Here is a 16928-nt window from a genome sequence, read left to right as displayed (position 1 = left end):
CATCATGACCGCAACTCCACATCCGGTCTCGGCCACACTCATACCAACATCCCCGCCGGAGCGGGCGAGCCGTAAGGCCATGCTCGGCCTCGGGCTCGGAAACACCCTTGAATGGTACGACTGGATGATTTTCGGCCTACTGGCCACCTACATAGGACCGAAATTCTTCGTCGACCGAGACCCCGTCTCCGCCACACTCGACGCGCTGGCGGTGTTCGCCGTCGGGTTCGTCGCACGCCCGCTGGGCGGTGTTCTGCTCGGCAACGTCGCCGACCGGATCGGCCGCCGCCGGGTGATGCTCTGGTCCGTCGCCGTCATGGCGCTGACCACCCTCGTGCTGGCCGTTCTGCCGACCTACGACGTGATCGGCACCGGTGCCGGGGTCACGTTGCTCGTTCTCCGTGTGCTGCAAGGCCTTTCGACGGGGGTGGAAGCACCGCTGTCCACGGCCTACGCCGTCGAACTGATGCCGCGGGGACAGGAAGGCAGGGCCGCGGGTTACATCAGCTTCTACGTCAACCTCGGAATTCTGCTCGCCTCGCTCGTCACCTTCATCACGAGTTATCTCGTTGGGGGACATGTGATGTCGGAGTGGGGATGGCGGGTGCCCATCCTGTTCGGCGCGGTGATGAGCTTCGTCGTGGTGTACCTGCGTCGTTTCCTGCCCGAATCGCTGCACGAGAGCGAGGCCCACGAGACCAACGCGGGCGTGTGGGGCGGTGTGCGCAAGCACTGGCTCGGCCTGGTCGCGATGATCGCGATAGTCGGCGCCGCGCAGGCGTTGAACTACGCGTGGAACTCCGGCCTGCCCAGCCTGGCCCGTGGCACCTACCACGAGAACCCGACCACGGTCTTCGCGCTGACGACGATGCTCGGGGTGATCCTGCTCGCGGGCTCCCTGTTCACCGGCCGCTGGGCGGATCGCATCAAACTGTCGCGGGCCTATCTGATCGCCCGCATCGCCGCGATCCCGACGACGTTCTTGCTGCTGCTGTACACCGGACACGGGCTGGGCATGTTCTCGGTCGTCCTGCTCGGTGGCGGCGTCGTGGTCGCCCTCAATATGACGCTGTACAACGTCATCGCCACCTCCCTGATGCCGAAGTACTGCCGCGCCACCGGCGTCGGCCTCGGCTACGGCGTCGCGGTCGCGGTATTCGGCGGAACCGCCTCGTACCTGGTGGTCTGGCTGAACAAGATCGGCGCCGCCTGGCTGTTCCCGGTCTATGTCGCCGCGTTGTGCCTGATCAGCGTCGTCCTCTATGTTCTCGCCCGCCGCCACAGCGGCACGTTCGCCGGAGAGTGATTCCCATGAGCCAAGCGCAGTTCCGCATCGGCACCGACGACCTGGCCGCGCCGGTGGCGCGCCGCAGCGATGTGGTCGTCGTCGGGGGCGGCCCGGCAGGGGTCAGCGCCGCCGTCGCGGCCGCCCGCAGCGGAGTCTCGGTCACCCTCGTCGAGCGCTACTCCTCCCTCGGCGGCCTCGCGTCCGGCGGCATGGTGCTCGTCCTGGACGACATGGTCAACGGCGACGAGATCACCGTCGGCGGCGTCGTCGACGAGTACGTCGAGCGCATGGCGAGCAAGGGCCTCGCGGTCTACCCGCCCGTCGAGGAGCGCATCACCTCGCAAGAACTGTGGAACAAGTGGTCGCGCTGGGGCACGTTCAACTTCCATTCGCACACCAACCCCAAGCCCATCTGCTACGCGGTCGCCTTCGATCCCGACGGCTGGAAGGCGACCTCGAACGACCTGATTCGCGAGGCGGGCGTGCACCTGCGATTGCACAGCTGGTTCTCCCGGCCGATCGTCGAGGACGGCGTCATGAGGGGCGTCGTCGTCGAGACCAAGCAGGGGCCGCAGGCGATCACCGGTGATGTGGTGATCGACACCACCGGCGATATCGACGTCGCCTCCCGCGCCGGCGCGCCGTACGGGACCGACAGCTATCTGGTCACCCTCGTCTTCCGCCTCGGCGGCGTCGACACCGCGGCGGCAGAGGCGTTCGAGCAGGAGAATCCGCAGCAGGCCCGCGCCATCAACCGCCGGATCAAACGACTGTTCGGCGGCGCCTGGGATCTGTGGTGGCTCAAGACCCCGCTGCCGGGTGTGGTGTGGTGCAACACCCCGCACATGACCGGTTTCGATGGCACCGATCCCGAATCGCTGACCTCGGCCGAGTTCGCCGCACGTGAGCGCATCGAGCAGGCCCTGGTCGAAATCCGTTCCGAACTACCGGGTTTCGCGAACGCCTACATCCTCGACGTGGCCCAGCAGATGGGCGTGCGCCAGACCCGGCTGCTGCACGGCGAATACATCGTCACCAAGGACGACGTCGTGCAACGGCGACACTTCGCCGACACCGTATGCCGCGGCCGGGACTACTACACGCCGTACCGCGCGCTCCTGCCCCGAGAGGTGGACCAGCTGCTCGTCGCGGGCCGGCACTACTCCGCGACGCCGGAGGCCCAGCGGATGTCGCGGGAGATCCCACCGTGCATGGCCCAGGGGCAGGCCACGGGAATCGCGGCCGCGCTGGCCGTGCAGAAGGGGCTGCTCGTGCGGGACGTGCCCATCTCGGAGATCCGGCTGCGCATGCGTGATCAAGGGGCAGACCCGGGGGACCAACCGTCGGCGAATGCGACGGCCGACACGACCGATGAGGAGACCGACCGATGACAGACGCGAAGGGAGCGCTGGCGGGCACCGTCGTCCTGGACTTCACCCAGGTGTACCTAGGGCCCAGTGCGACACAAATGCTCGCCGACTACGGCGCCGAGGTGATCAAGGTCGAGCGGCCCGGCGCGGGAGACCTGAGCCGCAATTCCTTTCCCGACCCCGACGGGCAGGACAATCCGATCTTCATCTCCATCAACCGCAACAAGCGCAGCGTCACCATCGACACCCGCACCGACCCCGGGCGCGAGGTGATTCGCGATCTGGTCCGCCGTGCCGACGTCGTGGTGAGCAACTTCCGTTCGGGCGTGATGGAGCGCCTGGGCTTCGGCTACGACGACCTGAAGGCGATCAAGCCCGATATCGTCTGGGCCTCGGGTACCGGCTTCGGCGAGTCGGGACCGTATGCGCACAAGGGCGGACAGGACGTGATCGCGCAGGCGTACAGCGGGGTGATGTGGCGCCGCACCGACGAGACCACGCCGCTGAGCGTCTATCCGACGACGCTGTGCGACTACACCACCGGCATGCACCTGTGTCAGGGCATCCTGCTCGCGCTGCTGGCCCGAGACCGCACCGGTGAGGGCCAGAAGGTGCAGGTCAACATGTACGACTCGATGCTGCACATGCAGATGCAGGAGGCCGCGACTCAGCTCAACCGCGGGCACGAGGTGAACTGGGCGGCGATGCCGCTGTCCGGCGTCTTCCCGACCGAGGACGGCGCGGTGTGCATGGTCGGCGCCTTCAAGGAGAATCCGCTGCGCGATATCAGCGTCGCGCTCGAGTTGGACGAGGATCTGTCCCAGCGGTCCGGATACGACACGCTGGAGGGGCAGTTCGAGCATCGTCCGCAGCTGCAGGCGATCTTCCGGAGGCGTTTCGCGCAGGGCACGACCGAGCGCTGGGTCAAGCGGCTCGAGCAGCAGGACATCCTGTGTGCCCCGGTGCATTCGCTGCAACAGGCGCTCGCCGACCCGCAGACCGAGGTGAACGAGATGATCTCGCAGATGCAGCATCCGCGCGCGGGGACGGTTCGCGTGCTCAACCCGCCGATCCGGTTGTCGGGCACGCCGCATCGGATGCGCCGTCCGGCCCCGACGCTCGGCGAGCACAACGCCGAGGTGCTGCGGGAGCTCGGCTATTCCGAGGCGCGGATCGCCGAGCTCATGAACGCGGGAGCGATCAAATGATCGGCGCGGCAGCGGGAATCGACTTCCGCATCGAGGACCGCGTCGCCCGGGTGACCATCGACCGCCCACAGGTCCGCAACGCCGTCGACGAGAAGGCCTCGCGGCGGTGCACCGAGATCTGGGAGCATATCGAGGCCGACCCGGCCGTGCGCGCGGTGGTGATCACCGGCGCCGGCGACAGGGCGTTCTGCGCCGGTGCGGACATGTCGTCCGCGGGCGTCGCCAAGACCGGCCTGGACTACTGGGCGGATCTGGACCCCAACGGATTCGCCGGCCTGAGCCTGCGGCCCACGCTGGACATCCCGGTGATCGCACGGGTCAACGGGTACGCGATGGGCGGCGGCATGGAGATCGTGCTCGGTGCGGACATCGTGATCGCCTCGGCCACAGCGACGTTCGGGCTCACTGAGCCACGGGTCGGGCGGCTCCCGCTGGACGGCGGCATCGTCTCGCTGGTTCGCCGCATCCCGCACGTGCAGGCGATGTCCATCCTGCTCACCGGCCGTCGGATCTCGGCCGCGGAGCTGCATCGGATGGGCCTGGTCACCGAGGTGGCCGAACCGGCCGAACTCGACGCGACGGTGGATCGCTGGCTGGCCGACATCCTGGCCTGCGCACCCACCTCCCTGCGGGCGATCAAACAGATGGTCAATCGCACCGGGCACATGTCCGCCTCGGATGCCCGGGCCGCGCGCCTGCCCGCGCTGATCGAGGCCCTGCAGAGCCCCAACGCGACCGAGGGTGTGTTGGCGTTCCAGCAGAAGCGGGCGCCGGAATGGAGCGATCGATGAATTCGTATCTGGCACAAGGTGTTTGGGGCGTTTTGGCGACGCCGTTCTCCGGATCCACCCTCGACCTCGACGAGGCCGGGGTGGCCCGGCTGGCCGAGCATGCGACAGCCGCCGGGGTTACCGGCCTGACCGTGCTCGGGGTCTTCGGCGAGGCCGCGCGGCTGTCTTGGGACGAGCGGCGCACGGTGCTCGAGACAGTGCTCGACGTCACCGACCTGCCGCTGGTGGTCGGGTGTACGAGCCTGGCCACCGCGCCGGTCCTGGACGAGGCCCGCATGGCGGCGGAGGTGGCCGGTGACCGGCTCGCCGGGGTGATGGTGCAGGTCAACAGCGGCGAACGGGAGACCCTGCGCGGGCATCTGACCGCCGTGCATCAGGGCAGCGGAGCGGCGATCGTGGTCCAGGACTATCCCGTCGCAAGCGGTGTCTCGGTGTCCACGGCGGTCCTCGGCGAGGTCGCGAACCTGCCGTTCATCGCGGCGGTCAAGGCCGAGTCGCCGCCCACGCCGGTGGCGATCGCCGAGGTGGCCGCCCACTGCGACGCGCCGGTCTTCGGCGGGCTCGGCGGCATCAATCTGCTCGACGAACTCGCCTGCGGCGCCGCCGGTGCGATGACCGGCTTCTCGTATCCCGAGGCGCTGGTCGCCTGCGTCGAGGCGTGGTCGGCGGCCGACCCGGGCAAGAGCCGGGCGGCGCTGCTGGACTTCCTGCCGCTGATCACCTTCGAGCAGCAGGCGGGCATCGCCCTCGCGATTCGCAAGGAGTGCCTGCGGCGACGCGGGCTGATCGCCGAATCCGGTGTGCGCCCGCCGAGCCGGGCGCTGCCGGACTCGCTCGTGCCGCTGCTGGTACGGCATATCGAAACCCTGGAGGGCCAATGGGTTTCGGGCTGACCTCGCGCATCGCGCGGGAGTGTTCTCGGCGTTGTCGGCCGTTTCCCGGAGCCGATGTGCGCTCGCCGGTCCGCGCGCTGCCGCGCATGTATCTGCCGCTGCTGACAAGACGCATCGAAGCCCTGGAGGGCCAATGGATTTGGGACTGACCGGCCGGACCGCGCTGGTGCTCGCTTCTACCGGAGGGCTCGGCGCGGCGACCGCTCGCGCCCTGAGCGCCGAGGGGGCGAATGTCGTCGTCACCGGGCGGACCGGGACCGAGGTCTTCGCGGCCGAATTGCGCGGCGCGACAGGTGCCGGGGCCATCGGCGTGGACTGCGACCTGACCGATCCCGCTGTGCCGCAACGCCTCATCACCGCGACACGCGAGGCGTTCGGCGATCCGGACATCGTGGTGTTGAACGGGCCGGGCCCCGCGCCGGGTCCGGCCGCCGAACTCACCGCGACGGGCGCGCGCGATGCCATCGAACTCCTGCTGACCCCGCAGGTAGGGGTCGTCTCCGAGGTCCTGCCCGCGATGCGCGCCGCGGGCTGGGGCCGGATCCTGGCCATCGGTTCCAGCGGTGTGCAGCAACCGATTCCGATGCTGGGCGCCTCCAGTCTGGGCCGGGCCGCGCTCGCCGCCTATCTGAAAACCCTTGCCGACGAGGTCGCCCCGGACGGCGTCACGGTGAACATGCTGCTGCCCGGCCGCATCGCGACCGCGCGGGTGGCCGCGATCGACGAGGCCGCCGCGCGCCGCACCGGACGCGGGGTCGAGCAGGTGCGCGCCGAGTCGCTGGCGAAGATCCCCGCGCGCAGGTATGGCGAGCCGGACGAATTCGGCGCGGTCGCCGCATTCCTGTGCAGCCGCCTCGCCTCGTACGTCACCGGCAGCCAGATCCGTTGCGACGGCGGCATGATCGCCCACCTTTGATCGGCGCTCCGGCCGCGCTTCGTCATTCCCGCACGCCTGCGACCGGAGTCCACAGGTATGGGCCGTGGACCCCAAAAGCACACTGGGACGACGAGATTCGAGGCCGAGTGCGCATTACAGAATCAGGAGCATCCATGACACAGATCCAGAACCTCATCGCCGGTGAGTCGACCGGCGCCGCGCAGGTCGAACGACGCAACCCTGCCGATCCGTCGGACCTCGTCGCGATCACACCGTCCTCGACGGCCGCCGACGTCGATGCCGCTGTCGCCGCCGCCGCCGACGCGCAGGCCGCGTGGGCTGCGCGAACTCCGGTGGCGCGCGGCGCGATCCTGCTCGACGCCGCTGATCTGCTGCGCCGTCGGCATGCGGATATCGCCCGGGACCTGACCCGGGAGGAGGGCAAGACGCTCGCCGAGGCCACCGGGGAGGTCCGCCGCGCGATCGACGTGCTGCGCTTCTTCGGCGCGGCCGGATGGCGCAGCCAGGGCGAGACCCTGCCGAGCGGTGTGCCCGACACCGCGGTGCACCTGCGATCCGAGCCACTCGGCGTCGTCGGCCTGATCACGCCGTGGAACTTCCCGATCGCGATCCCGGCGTGGAAGATGGCGCCCGCGTTGATCTCCGGCAATGCGCTGGTGATCAAGCCCGCCGAACTCACGCCGCTGTCGGTGCACCATCTGGCCCGGGCATTGACCGACGCCGGGCTGCCCCCGGGGGTGCTGAATGTGGTGCACGGCAGCGGTCGCGTGACGGGCGACGCGCTCGTTCGCGATCGGCGCGTCGCCGGTGTGTCCTTTACCGGCTCGACGGGCGTCGGCAATACCATCCGCGACGTCGTCAACGCCCGGCACGCCCGTGTGCAGCTCGAAATGGGCGGTAAGAATGCCTATCTCGTGCTCGACGATGCCGATCCGGACCGCGCCGCGCGGATCGTCGCCGCCGGTGGTTTCGGCCTCACCGGCCAGGCCTGCACCGCCACCTCGCGGGTATATGTGACGCCCGGCGTGCGGGACGCCTTCGTCAAGGCGCTACGGGACCAGGCCGCGGCCATCCGTGTGGGCGACGGGCTCGCGGCGGAAACGACCATGGGCCCGGTGGTTTCGCGGGATCAGCTCGCCAAGGACGTCGCCGCGATCGAACAGGCCGCCGCCGCGGGCTACGACGTGGGTGAGGTCGCCGAGCCGTCGGAATTGCACCTGCCGCCGGTCGTGGTCAGCGGTGTCGCGCACGGCTCGCCGCTCGCTCGCGAGGAGGTGTTCGGCCCGGTGATCGCGGTCGTCGACGTCGAGGACTACGAACAGGGACTAGCCTATGTCAACGACTCGTCCTACGGCCTGACCGCCGGAGTCTGCACGAACGATCTGTCCCGCGCCTACGATTTCGCCGCCCGGGCCCGGGTCGGCGTGGTGAAGGTCAACCGGCCGACCGCCGGGCTGGACCTGAACGTGCCGTTCGGCGGCGTCGGCGACTCCTCGACCAACACCTTCCGCGAGCAGGGCGCCCGCGCGGTGGATTTCTACACCTGGACCAAGAGCGTCTACATCGGACACGACCGGTGATGGACCGCGCGGCGATCATCGCCCTGCCGAAGGCCGAGCTGCACACCCACCTCGAGTCCGCGATCCCGCCCGGGACGGTCGCCGAACTCGTCGCGCGCCACGGCACCCCGCCGCCCCCACTCGGTCCGTTCGCCGACCAGGCGGAGTTCGTCGTCGCGTACGAGCGGGCGCGCGACCTCATAGGCTCGCTCGACGATCTGCGCGAGGTGGCCCGCGCGCTGGGTGCACGGCAACGGGCGTGTGGGGTGGTGTGGACTGAAATCCATTTCGCGCCAACGACATACGCCGGGCGGCTGGGACCGGACGAGGCGCTGGTGGAGGCCGTGCTGGATGGACTCCGCGACGGCGCCGGGGCGGGCGGGGCGGGGCTGATACTCGGGATCAACCGCGGGCTGGGCATCGCCTCGGCGCAGCGCACGCTCGACCTGGCGTTGCGCTGGGCCGGGCGAGGGGTGGTCGCGCTGGGCTTCGCCGGGGACGAGGCGGCACATCCGGTGGCCCCGTACCTGCCGGTATTCGAGCGCGCCCGGGCCGCCGGGCTGCCGTGCGTGCCGCATGCCGGTGAGATCCCGAGTCCACAGGCCGTCGCCGCGACGCTGGACATCCGGCCGCCGCGCATATCTCACGGCCTGGCCGCGGCCGCCGACCCCGCGCTGATCAGTCGGCTCGCCGCCGACGGGGTGTGCCTTGACCTGGCGCCGAGCTCGAATGTGCTGCTCGGATTGGTCGATTCGCTCGCCGAGCATCCGCTGCCGATGTTGATGGGGGCCGGCGTGCCGGTCACGCTGAGCACCGATATCCCGCTGTTCCTGGGATACGACCTGGCGCAGGAGTACATGCGCTGTCAGCAGGCCTGGCAACTGTCGGACGATCAGGTATGCGAACTCGCGGCGAATTCCCTCGACTACTCGCTACGGATGTGACCTCTCTACCCGGTCAGGCGGGTGAGGTCGGCACTGTCATGCGATTGAGGCGACCGGACCGCACGCTTCGTGCGGAATCGAACCCACCGCCGCCGACACCCGCATCGAGCCGGCGGTCCGATCGCAAGGGGCGGCCCGTGCATGGTTCTGGCGCACATTCGATGATCGGGTGTCGGTGCAGCGATCTGGTGACCATGTCGGCTGGTGACGTAGGCCTTGGTTGCGGTTGTTTCATAGGAGAATCTTTGGTGCACTTGTTATTTCGCGCTCTGAACCAAGAGGAGCCCCCGGCTCACCGCATTCCCTGCGTCGTGCGGCCGTTGCCGCGCCGGGGCGGGGAGTTGCGGTCGGGGCCGCCCAAAGAGAAGTAGTCCCCCTGGTGAGGTTCGCTGGTGGCGGCGAGGATTCGAGCGACCTCTTCGCCGCCGCCGCGTAACGGGGAGATCGTTACCCGGACGGCCTGGAGGTGGTTGCGCGGGTCGGCGTAGAAGGGGCCGCCGGGGGCTACGCGGATGCCGTTGGCGGCCAGGTGGACCAGGGCCGAGCGTTCGTCGGCCACAGGGACCCAGACATTGAGGCCCTCGCCGGGCGGGACGCGGACGCCGTTGCGGTCCAAGGCGTCGGCGAAGCTGCTACGGCGGATGCGGTATTGCGTACGGGCATTGGCTACCGCGCGGGTGGCGGTGTCGTCCTGGAGGAGTTCGTACAGGAGGCGCTGCAGGATTCTCGGTGTCCAGCCTGGGCCCAGCATACGGGTGGCCACGACGCGGTCGATGACCCCCTCGGGGCCGGACAGGGCCGCTATCCGCAGGTCGGGGCCATGGGATTTGGAGTAGCTGCGCACGTGCAGAACCTGGTCCGGCAGCCAGCGGCCGATGCTCAGGTCGGCGGTGGGGACGATGCTGCCGGAGTGGTCGTCCTCGAGGACTACGCAGGGGGTTTCGCTGCGGCGCAGGATCATTGCCAGGCCCTTGATGCGGTCGGCGTCCATCGAGGCGCCGGTGGGATTCTGGGCTCGAGGCTGGATGACCGCGGCGGCCGGGGCCAGGGCCAGGGCGCGCTCGAATTCGTCCGGGAGCACTCCCCGCTCGTCCATGGCCACCGGGATGGGCTGTGCGCCTAGGTATTCCAGGTAGTCCAGGAAATGCGGGAACGTCGGATTCTCCACGATCACCCGATCGCCGTAGCGGACCACCGCGCGCAGTCCGCGCGCGACCGCGTCCATCGCGCCGTCCACCACGGTGAGCCCACCCGAGGCGGTCGGCCAGTCCCGTTGCAGCAGGCGACCGAGTTCGGGCACAACCGGCGCCTGGTGGTAATCGGTGGGCTCGGAGTTCAGGGCGACGTGCGCGAGCAGCGGACCGAGCTCGGGCAGCAGCGCCGGATCGGGTGTGCCGAGCGAGAGGTCCAGGCGGGCGTCGGTGGCGCCCTTCACCATTCGGCCCGCGCGGGGCGGGGCAGGCCGAGGGGCCGAGGATTTCGTCTCGGCAACGAAGGTGCCGCTGCGTCCGCGGGAGACGACCAGTCCCGCCTGGGACAGGGCCTGCCAGCCGTGGCTCACCGTGGCGGGGCTGACCCCGAGTTGCGCCGACAGCTCGCGCACGGTCGGAAGGCGATCGCCCGGGGCCAGTTCGCCGCTGCTGATCATGCGCGCGATGGCGCCCGCGATCCCGGCGGGGGTCGGATCATCGATCACGATCGGTCTGCTCATATTCACCTCGGGAAGGGTCTAGCAGGTTTACACTTCCGGCACTCGATGAAATATTCACGAAATGTTTAGCAATAAGAATAACAAAACATCGAGAAGGAGGACACCCGATGACAACCATCAAGGCGGCCATCACCCAGGCCACATGGACCGGTGACAAGGAATCCATGCTGGCCAAGCACGAGAAGTTCGTCGAGGCGGCCGCCGCCGAGGGCGTGCAGGTGATCTGCTTCCAGGAGCTCTTCTACGGGCCGTACTTCGGAAATGTTCAGGACAAGAAGTACTACGAGTACGCCGAATCCGTGCCCGGCCCTACCACCGCGCGCTTCGCCGAGCTGGCCCGCAGGCACAACATGGTCATCGTGCTGCCGGTGTACGAGGAGGATCAGCCCGGCGTGCTGTACAACACGGCCGCGGTGATCGACGCGGACGGCAGTTACCTGGGCAAATATCGCAAGCACCATATTCCGCATCTGCCGAGTTTCTGGGAGAAGTTCTACTTCCGCCCCGGCAATCTCGGCTATCCGGTATTCGACACCGCGGTCGGCAAGGTCGGGGTCTACATCTGCTACGACCGCCACTTCCCCGAGGGCTGGCGGGCGCTGGGCCTGAACGGCGCGGAGCTGGTGTTCAACCCCTCAGCGACCAAACCCGGTCTGTCCAATCGGCTTTGGGAGCTGGAACAGCCCGCAGCCGCGGCGGCCAATCAGTACTACATCGCTGCCAACAACCGGATCGGGACGGAGACCGACGAATTCGGCGATGCAGCCGTAACCTTCTACGGCAGTTCGTATTTCGTCGACCCGCGCGGTAACTACGTTGACGCAGTCGCTTCCACCGGCACCGAGGAGCTGGTGATCCGCGAGCTGGATCTGGGCCTGGTTCGTGAGGTGCGCGGGGACTGGCAGTTCTACCGGGACCGGCGCCCGGATTCCTACGACGCCATCGTCGCGCCGTGAGCTGAGAGGACTGGCATGCCAACCACTTTGATCACCGGCGGCACGGTCGTCTCCTCGACCGGCCGCACGAACGCGGACATCCTCGTCGACGGCGAGCGGATCGTCGCGCTGCTCGAGCCGGACAGCACCGTGCTGGGCGCGAACCTGAGGGAAACCGCCGACACCGTAATCGACGCCACCGGCAAGTATGTCGTGCCCGGCGGTATCGACGCGCACACCCATATGTCGATGCCGTTCGGCGGCACCACCGCCTCCGACGATTTCGAGACCGGCACCCGCGCCGCGGCCTGGGGCGGCACCACCACGATCATCGACTTCGCGGTACAGAAGTTCGGCGAACGGCTGCAGGACAGCCTCGCCACCTGGCACAAGATGGCCGCTGGCGAGTGCGCGATCGACTACTCGTTCCACCAGATCGTCGGCGACGTCAATAATGCCTCGCTGCAGGCGCTTCGGGACCTGCCGAACGAGGGCATCACCAGTTACAAGTTGTTCATGGCCTATCCGGGCGTGTTCTACAGCGATGACGCGCAGATCCTGCGCGCGATGCAGACCGGCGCGTCCACCGGTCTGATGACGATGATGCACGCCGAGAACGGGCCCGCCATAGACGTTCTCGTCGGCCAGTTGCTCGAACAGGGCAAGACCGATCCGTACTACCACGGCATCGCGCGGGCCTGGCAGCTCGAGGAGGAGGCCACCCACCGGGCCATCATGCTGGCCGATCTGACCGGCGCCCCACTGTATGTCGTACACGTCTCGGCGAAGCAGGGCGTGGCACAGCTGGCCGCGGCACGCGACCGGGGCCGCAACGTGTTCGGGGAGACGTGTCCGCAGTACCTATACCTGTCACTCGAGGATCAGCTGGGCGCACCGGGTTTCGAGGGCGCAAAGTGGGTGTGCTCGACCCCGCTGCGGTCCAAGCACGAACACCATCAGGATCATATGTGGCAGGCGTTGCGCACCAACGATGTTCAGATGGTCGCCACCGATCACTGCCCGTTCTGCATGAAGGGGCAGAAGGATATGGGGATCGGCGATTTCTCCAAGATTCCCAACGGCATCGGCTCGGTCGAGCACCGGATGGACCTGATGTATCAGGGCGTGGTCGACGGGAAGATCACCCTCGAGCGGTGGGTCGAGATCACCTCCACCACACCGGCGCGCATGTTCGGACTGTACGGCCGTAAGGGTGTGCTCGCGCCCGGCGCGGACGCCGACGTGGTGATCTACGACCCCAACGGCCACACCTCCATCGGCCTCGAGAAGACCCACCACATGAACATGGATCACTCGGCCTGGGAGGGTTTCGAGATCGACGGTCACGTCGACACGGTGCTCTCGCGCGGCAAGGTCGTCATCGACGACGGGAAGTACCTGGGCCGCAAGGGCGATGGGCGCTTCGTGCGCCGCGACCTGAGTCAATATCTGATCTAGAGAGGGAGCCAGCCATGCAATTCGGTGCTGTGCTGCAGTGTGATGCGCCTTCGGCGCGCACTGTGCATCTTGCGAAACTGGCCGAGGCGTACGGCTTCAGCCATGTGTGGACATTCGATTCGCACATCCTGTGGCAGGAGCCATACGTGCTGTACAGCCGAATCCTCAGCGAGACCAAGCGGATTACGGTCGGCCCGATGGTGACCAATCCGGCCACCCGGGACTGGGCGGTGACGGCGTCGACCTACGCCACGCTCAACGAGGCGTACGGCAACCGCACCATCTGTGGTATCGGCCGCGGCGATTCGGCGGTGCGGGTGGGCGGCGGGCGCCCGACGACGCTGAAGACGCTGCGCGATTCGATCCACGTGATCAGGGAGCTGGCCAACTCCCGACCCGTCGAATGCGACGGGCGCACACTGCAATTCCCGTGGAGCACCGGTTCGGAGCTCGAGGTGTGGGTGGCCGCGTACGGGCCCAAGGCACTGGCGCTGACCGGGGAGGTGGCCGACGGGTTCATTCTCCAGCTGGCCGATCTCGATATCGCCGAATGGATGATCCGCACCGTGAAGGACGCCGCTGCGGCCGCGGGGCGCGATCCGGACGCGGTGAAAATCTGTGTGGCCGCGCCGATGTACATCGGCACCGATATCGCGCACATGCGCGAGCAGTGCCGCTGGTTCGGCGGCATGGTCGGCAATCACGTCGCCGATATCGTCGCCCGCTACGGCACGAACGGACAGGTCCCCGCGGCGCTGACCGACTACATCGCCGGGCGGCAGGGCTACGACTACAACCAGCACGGCCGCGCCGGAAATACCCACGCGGACTTCGTGTCCGACGAGATCGTCGACCGGTTCTGCATTCTGGGCACCCCCGCCGAGCACGTCGCGAAGCTGCAAAAGCTGGCCGCGCTCGGGGTCGACCAGTTCGCCGGCTATCTGCAACACGACAACAAGGAAGAGACCATGCGCGTATACGGAGATGTGATCATCCCGCAGCTGACTCCGGCGGTGACGGCTGTGCAGGTGCCGAAATGACCTCTACGCAAACGGATCTCGATGCCCACACCTATGATCTGGACCGCCGGTATGTCTTTCATTCCTGGTCGGCGCAGGCGTCGCTGAACCCGGTGGTGATCGCGGGCGGGCGGGGAACCACGGTCTGGGACCACGCGGGTAAGGAATACCTCGACTTCGCCAGCCAGATGGTGAATGTCAATATCGGGCACCAGCATCCGGCCGTGATCGAGGCGATCACCACGCAGGCCACCCGCCTGGCCACCATCGGCCCCCCACAGGCCAATCTCGCCCGCGGCGAGGCTGCCCAGCGGATCACCGCCCTCGCGCCCGACGGATTCAACAAGGTGTTCTTCACCAACGGCGGCGCCGACGCCAACGAGAACGCCATCCGCATGGCCCGCCTGCACACCGGCCGGGACAAGGTCCTGTCGACCTACCGCTCCTACCACGGCAATACGGGCGCCGCGGTCGTTGCGACCGGCGACTGGCGGCGCATGCCTAACGAATACGCCCGCGGCCATGCTCATTTCTTCGGCCCTTACCTGTATCGCAGTGATTTCTGGGCGGATTCGCCCGAGCAGGAATGCGAGCGTGCGCTGCACCATCTCGAGCGGGTGGTGCAATCCGAAGGGCCGCAGACGATCGCGGCGATCCTGCTGGAGAGTGTGCCCGGCACTGCGGGCATCCTGGTGCCGCCGCCCGGCTATCTCGCCGGGGTCCGCGAGATAGCCGATCGGTATGGCATCTTGGTGATCTTCGACGAGGTGATGTGCGGGTTCGGCCGCACGGGGCGCTGGTTCGCGTTCGAGGGCCACGGCGGCGAGCCGGATCTGATCACCTTCGCCAAGGGGGTCAACTCCGGCTATGTGCCCGTAGGCGGCGTCATCATCTCCGATGCGGTGGCGCACACCTTCGACGAGCGGGTGTTCCCGGGCGGGCTCACCTACAGTGGGCACCCCCTGGCCTGCGCCTCGATCGTGGGCGCGCTGGATGCCATGGCGGCCGAGGGCGTCGTCGAGCATGCCGCGCGGATCGGCCGCGAGGCGATCGGTCCGGCGCTTGCCGAACTGGCACAGGACATTCCGCTCATCGGCGACGTGCGCGGTGAGGGTGTGTTCTGGGCGATCGAACTGGTCTCCGACCGCGCCGAGCGCACCCCGCTGCCTGCGGACGCCATGGCGCGCCTCAAATCCGGGCTGGCCGAGCGCGGGGTGCTGGTGTTCGGGGCCGACAACAGAATTCACGTGGTTCCGCCGTGCGTGGTCACCGCCGACGAGGTGAAGACCGCCGCGTCCGCACTCCGCGAGGTGCTGACCGGATCGCAGGAAGGTGAATGAGATGGCAGATATCCTCGACCACTGGGTGGACGGCAAGCCGTGGCCCGGTGAATCCGACCGCGTCGCACCAGTTTTCGATCCCGCGCTCGGCACGACGCAGCGCGAGGTGCGTATGGCTACCGCCGCCGACGTCAGCGCGGCGGTCGCCTCGGCCGCCGCGGCCCTACCGGGCTGGCGCGACAGCTCGATCGCCACGCGCCATCGATTTCTGCTGACCTACCGCGAAATGCTCAACGCCGCAAGGACGAACTGGCCCAGATCCTGACCGCCGAGCACGGCAAGGTGCTCAGCGACGCCGCCGGGGAGATCGCCCGCGGCCTCGAGGTCGTCGAATTCGCCCTGTCCATGCCGCATCTGACCAAGGGTGAGTTCAGCCAGAACGCCTCGACCGGCGTGGACGTGTACTCGGTACGCGAGCCCGTCGGCGTGGTCGGCCTGATCACCCCGTTCAACTTCCCGGCGATGGTGCCGCTGTGGTTCTTCCCGATCGCGATCGGCGCAGGAAACACCGTGGTGCTCAAGCCCAGCGAGAAGGATCCCTCGGCCTCGAACTGGCTCGCCGAACTTGCCACCGAGGCGGGGCTGCCACAGGGTGTGCTCAATGTCGTGCACGGCGACAAAGAGGCCGTGGACGCGCTGCTGACCCACCCGGACGTCGCCGCGATCTCCTTCGTCGGCTCCACCCCCATCGCGCGCTACGTTTATCAGACCGCCTCCGCGCACGACAAGCGCGTGCAGGCCCTGGGCGGGGCGAAGAACCACATGCTGGTGCTGCCCGACGCGGACCTGGATCTGGCTGCCGACGCCGCGATCAACGCCGGATTCGGTTCCGCCGGCGAACGATGCATGGCCGTGAGCGTGGTGCTGGCGGTCGACTCGATCGCCGACGACCTGGTCGCCAAGATCGCCGAGCGGATGGGCGGGCTGCGCACCGGCGACGGCCGCCGCGGCTGCGATATGGGCCCGCTGATCACGCGCGCGCACCGCGACACCGTCGCCGGCTATCTCGACATCGCCGCGCGCGACGGAGCCGATATCGTCGTGGACGGCCGCGAGGGCGAATTCGACGGCGCGGCAGGCGGTTTCTGGCTGGGCCCCACGCTCATCGACAACGTGCCGACCGGCTCGGAGGTCTATCGGAACGAGATCTTCGGCCCGGTGCTGTCGGTCGTGCGGGTCGATGGCTTCGAGGCGGGCATCGAATTGATCAATGCGTCACCGTACGGCAACGGGGTTGCCATCTTCACCAACGACGGTGGTGCGGCGCGACGGTTCCAGCGCCAGGTGACCGTCGGGATGATCGGAGTCAATGTGCCCATTCCCGTCCCGGTGGCCTATCACAGCTTCGGCGGCTGGAAGGCGTCCATATTCGGCGACGCCATGGCCTACGGGCCCTCCGGCTTCTCCTTCTTCACGCGGGAGAAGGCGGTCACCTCACGCTGGCTCGATCCGAGCCACGGCGGTATCAATCTCGGGTTCCCGCAGAATAGCTAGCCCCCGGGAAGAATAGGAAA

The 16928-nt window shown here is 68.1% G+C and carries 13 protein-coding genes and 1 pseudogene; 13 read left to right on the top strand and 1 reads right to left on the bottom strand.

The features are described from left to right. The first annotated feature begins 4 nt into the window (after positions 1 to 4). From AC5WS7_RS27580 to AC5WS7_RS27545, 8 genes are all read left to right on the top strand, one after another. Positions 5 to 1306 (top strand): MFS transporter, encoded by a 1302-nt coding sequence (locus tag AC5WS7_RS27580; RefSeq protein ID WP_495957506.1) that lies wholly within the window; start codon positions 5 to 7, stop codon positions 1304 to 1306. 5 nt (positions 1307 to 1311) lie between these two features. After that, positions 1312 to 2679, top strand: a complete 1368-nt coding sequence (locus tag AC5WS7_RS27575; protein ID WP_495957505.1) for an FAD-dependent oxidoreductase — start codon at positions 1312 to 1314, stop codon at positions 2677 to 2679. Next, complete coding sequence (locus AC5WS7_RS27570) at positions 2676 to 3866, top strand: CaiB/BaiF CoA transferase family protein (RefSeq protein WP_495957504.1); 1191 nt, start codon at positions 2676 to 2678, stop codon at positions 3864 to 3866. The genes AC5WS7_RS27575 and AC5WS7_RS27570 overlap by 4 nt, the downstream gene beginning before the upstream one ends. After that, positions 3863 to 4657 (top strand): enoyl-CoA hydratase-related protein, encoded by a 795-nt coding sequence (locus AC5WS7_RS27565; RefSeq protein WP_495957503.1) that lies wholly within the window; start codon positions 3863 to 3865, stop codon positions 4655 to 4657. The genes AC5WS7_RS27570 and AC5WS7_RS27565 overlap by 4 nt, the downstream gene beginning before the upstream one ends. Continuing rightward, entirely contained in the window at positions 4654 to 5550 is an 897-nt protein-coding gene (locus AC5WS7_RS27560) for a dihydrodipicolinate synthase family protein (protein WP_495957502.1), read from the top strand. Before AC5WS7_RS27565 ends, AC5WS7_RS27560 begins: the two co-directional genes overlap by 4 nt. Before the next feature lie 133 nt (positions 5551 to 5683). Continuing rightward, positions 5684 to 6466 carry an SDR family oxidoreductase gene (locus AC5WS7_RS27555; protein ID WP_495957501.1) on the top strand — a complete coding sequence of 261 codons (783 nt, stop codon included), beginning with the start codon at positions 5684 to 5686 and terminating at the stop codon, positions 6464 to 6466. Between the two features lie 134 nt (positions 6467 to 6600). Beyond that, a complete protein-coding gene (locus AC5WS7_RS27550; protein ID WP_495957500.1) occupies positions 6601 to 8028 on the top strand; it encodes an aldehyde dehydrogenase family protein in 1428 nt (475 codons plus the stop codon). Then, complete coding sequence (locus AC5WS7_RS27545; RefSeq protein WP_495957499.1) at positions 8028 to 8951, top strand: adenosine deaminase family protein; 924 nt, start codon at positions 8028 to 8030, stop codon at positions 8949 to 8951. Before AC5WS7_RS27550 ends, AC5WS7_RS27545 begins: the two co-directional genes overlap by 1 nt. A gap of 292 nt (positions 8952 to 9243) precedes the next feature. On the opposite strand, the gene AC5WS7_RS27540 is transcribed toward AC5WS7_RS27545, so the two are convergent. Continuing rightward, positions 9244 to 10662, bottom strand: a complete 1419-nt coding sequence (locus tag AC5WS7_RS27540) for an aminotransferase-like domain-containing protein (protein WP_495957498.1) — start codon at positions 10660 to 10662, stop codon at positions 9244 to 9246. Positions 10663 to 10769: 107 nt separating this feature from the next. Here AC5WS7_RS27540 and AC5WS7_RS27535 point away from each other — a divergent pair, with 107 nt between their 5' ends. The 5 genes and pseudogenes from AC5WS7_RS27535 to AC5WS7_RS27515 all read left to right on the top strand — a co-directional run bounded on the left by AC5WS7_RS27535 (position 10770) and on the right by AC5WS7_RS27515 (position 16908). Beyond that, positions 10770 to 11618 (top strand): nitrilase-related carbon-nitrogen hydrolase, encoded by an 849-nt coding sequence (locus AC5WS7_RS27535; RefSeq protein WP_495957497.1) that lies wholly within the window; start codon positions 10770 to 10772, stop codon positions 11616 to 11618. 15 nt (positions 11619 to 11633) lie between these two features. Continuing rightward, positions 11634 to 13055 carry a dihydropyrimidinase gene (gene hydA, locus AC5WS7_RS27530; RefSeq protein ID WP_495957496.1) on the top strand — a complete coding sequence of 474 codons (1422 nt, stop codon included), beginning with the start codon at positions 11634 to 11636 and terminating at the stop codon, positions 13053 to 13055. A gap of 14 nt (positions 13056 to 13069) precedes the next feature. Further along, positions 13070 to 14095 (top strand): TIGR03842 family LLM class F420-dependent oxidoreductase, encoded by a 1026-nt coding sequence (locus tag AC5WS7_RS27525; protein ID WP_495957495.1) that lies wholly within the window; start codon positions 13070 to 13072, stop codon positions 14093 to 14095. Then, a complete protein-coding gene (locus tag AC5WS7_RS27520; protein WP_495957494.1) occupies positions 14092 to 15414 on the top strand; it encodes an aspartate aminotransferase family protein in 1323 nt (440 codons plus the stop codon). Before AC5WS7_RS27525 ends, AC5WS7_RS27520 begins: the two co-directional genes overlap by 4 nt. A 1-nt stretch (position 15415) precedes the next feature. After that, positions 15416 to 16908, top strand: a pseudogene (locus AC5WS7_RS27515) (CoA-acylating methylmalonate-semialdehyde dehydrogenase). The last annotated feature ends 20 nt before the right edge of the window (positions 16909 to 16928 follow it).

The sequence above is a fragment of the Nocardia sp. PLKS1-43 genome (genome assembly GCF_059510335.1).
This window is presented reverse-complemented; position numbering and strand designations above follow the sequence as displayed.

What these genes read in the sequence shown, in the direction of transcription:
- AC5WS7_RS27580 (WP_495957506.1), top strand. Translation starts at nt 5, where the DNA reads ATGACCGCAACTCCACATCCGGTCTCGGCCACACTCATACCAACATCC.
- AC5WS7_RS27575 (WP_495957505.1), top strand. Translation starts at nt 1,312, where the DNA reads ATGAGCCAAGCGCAGTTCCGCATCGGCACCGACGACCTGGCCGCGCCG.
- AC5WS7_RS27570 (WP_495957504.1), top strand. Translation starts at nt 2,676, where the DNA reads ATGACAGACGCGAAGGGAGCGCTGGCGGGCACCGTCGTCCTGGACTTC.
- AC5WS7_RS27565 (WP_495957503.1), top strand. Translation starts at nt 3,863, where the DNA reads ATGATCGGCGCGGCAGCGGGAATCGACTTCCGCATCGAGGACCGCGTC.
- AC5WS7_RS27560 (WP_495957502.1), top strand. Translation starts at nt 4,654, where the DNA reads ATGAATTCGTATCTGGCACAAGGTGTTTGGGGCGTTTTGGCGACGCCG.
- AC5WS7_RS27555 (WP_495957501.1), top strand. Translation starts at nt 5,684, where the DNA reads ATGGATTTGGGACTGACCGGCCGGACCGCGCTGGTGCTCGCTTCTACC.
- AC5WS7_RS27550 (WP_495957500.1), top strand. Translation starts at nt 6,601, where the DNA reads ATGACACAGATCCAGAACCTCATCGCCGGTGAGTCGACCGGCGCCGCG.
- AC5WS7_RS27545 (WP_495957499.1), top strand. Translation starts at nt 8,028, where the DNA reads ATGGACCGCGCGGCGATCATCGCCCTGCCGAAGGCCGAGCTGCACACC.
- AC5WS7_RS27540 (WP_495957498.1), bottom strand. Translation starts at nt 10,662, where the DNA reads ATGAGCAGACCGATCGTGATCGATGATCCGACCCCCGCCGGGATCGCG.
- AC5WS7_RS27535 (WP_495957497.1), top strand. Translation starts at nt 10,770, where the DNA reads ATGACAACCATCAAGGCGGCCATCACCCAGGCCACATGGACCGGTGAC.
- hydA (WP_495957496.1), top strand. Translation starts at nt 11,634, where the DNA reads ATGCCAACCACTTTGATCACCGGCGGCACGGTCGTCTCCTCGACCGGC.
- AC5WS7_RS27525 (WP_495957495.1), top strand. Translation starts at nt 13,070, where the DNA reads ATGCAATTCGGTGCTGTGCTGCAGTGTGATGCGCCTTCGGCGCGCACT.
- AC5WS7_RS27520 (WP_495957494.1), top strand. Translation starts at nt 14,092, where the DNA reads ATGACCTCTACGCAAACGGATCTCGATGCCCACACCTATGATCTGGAC.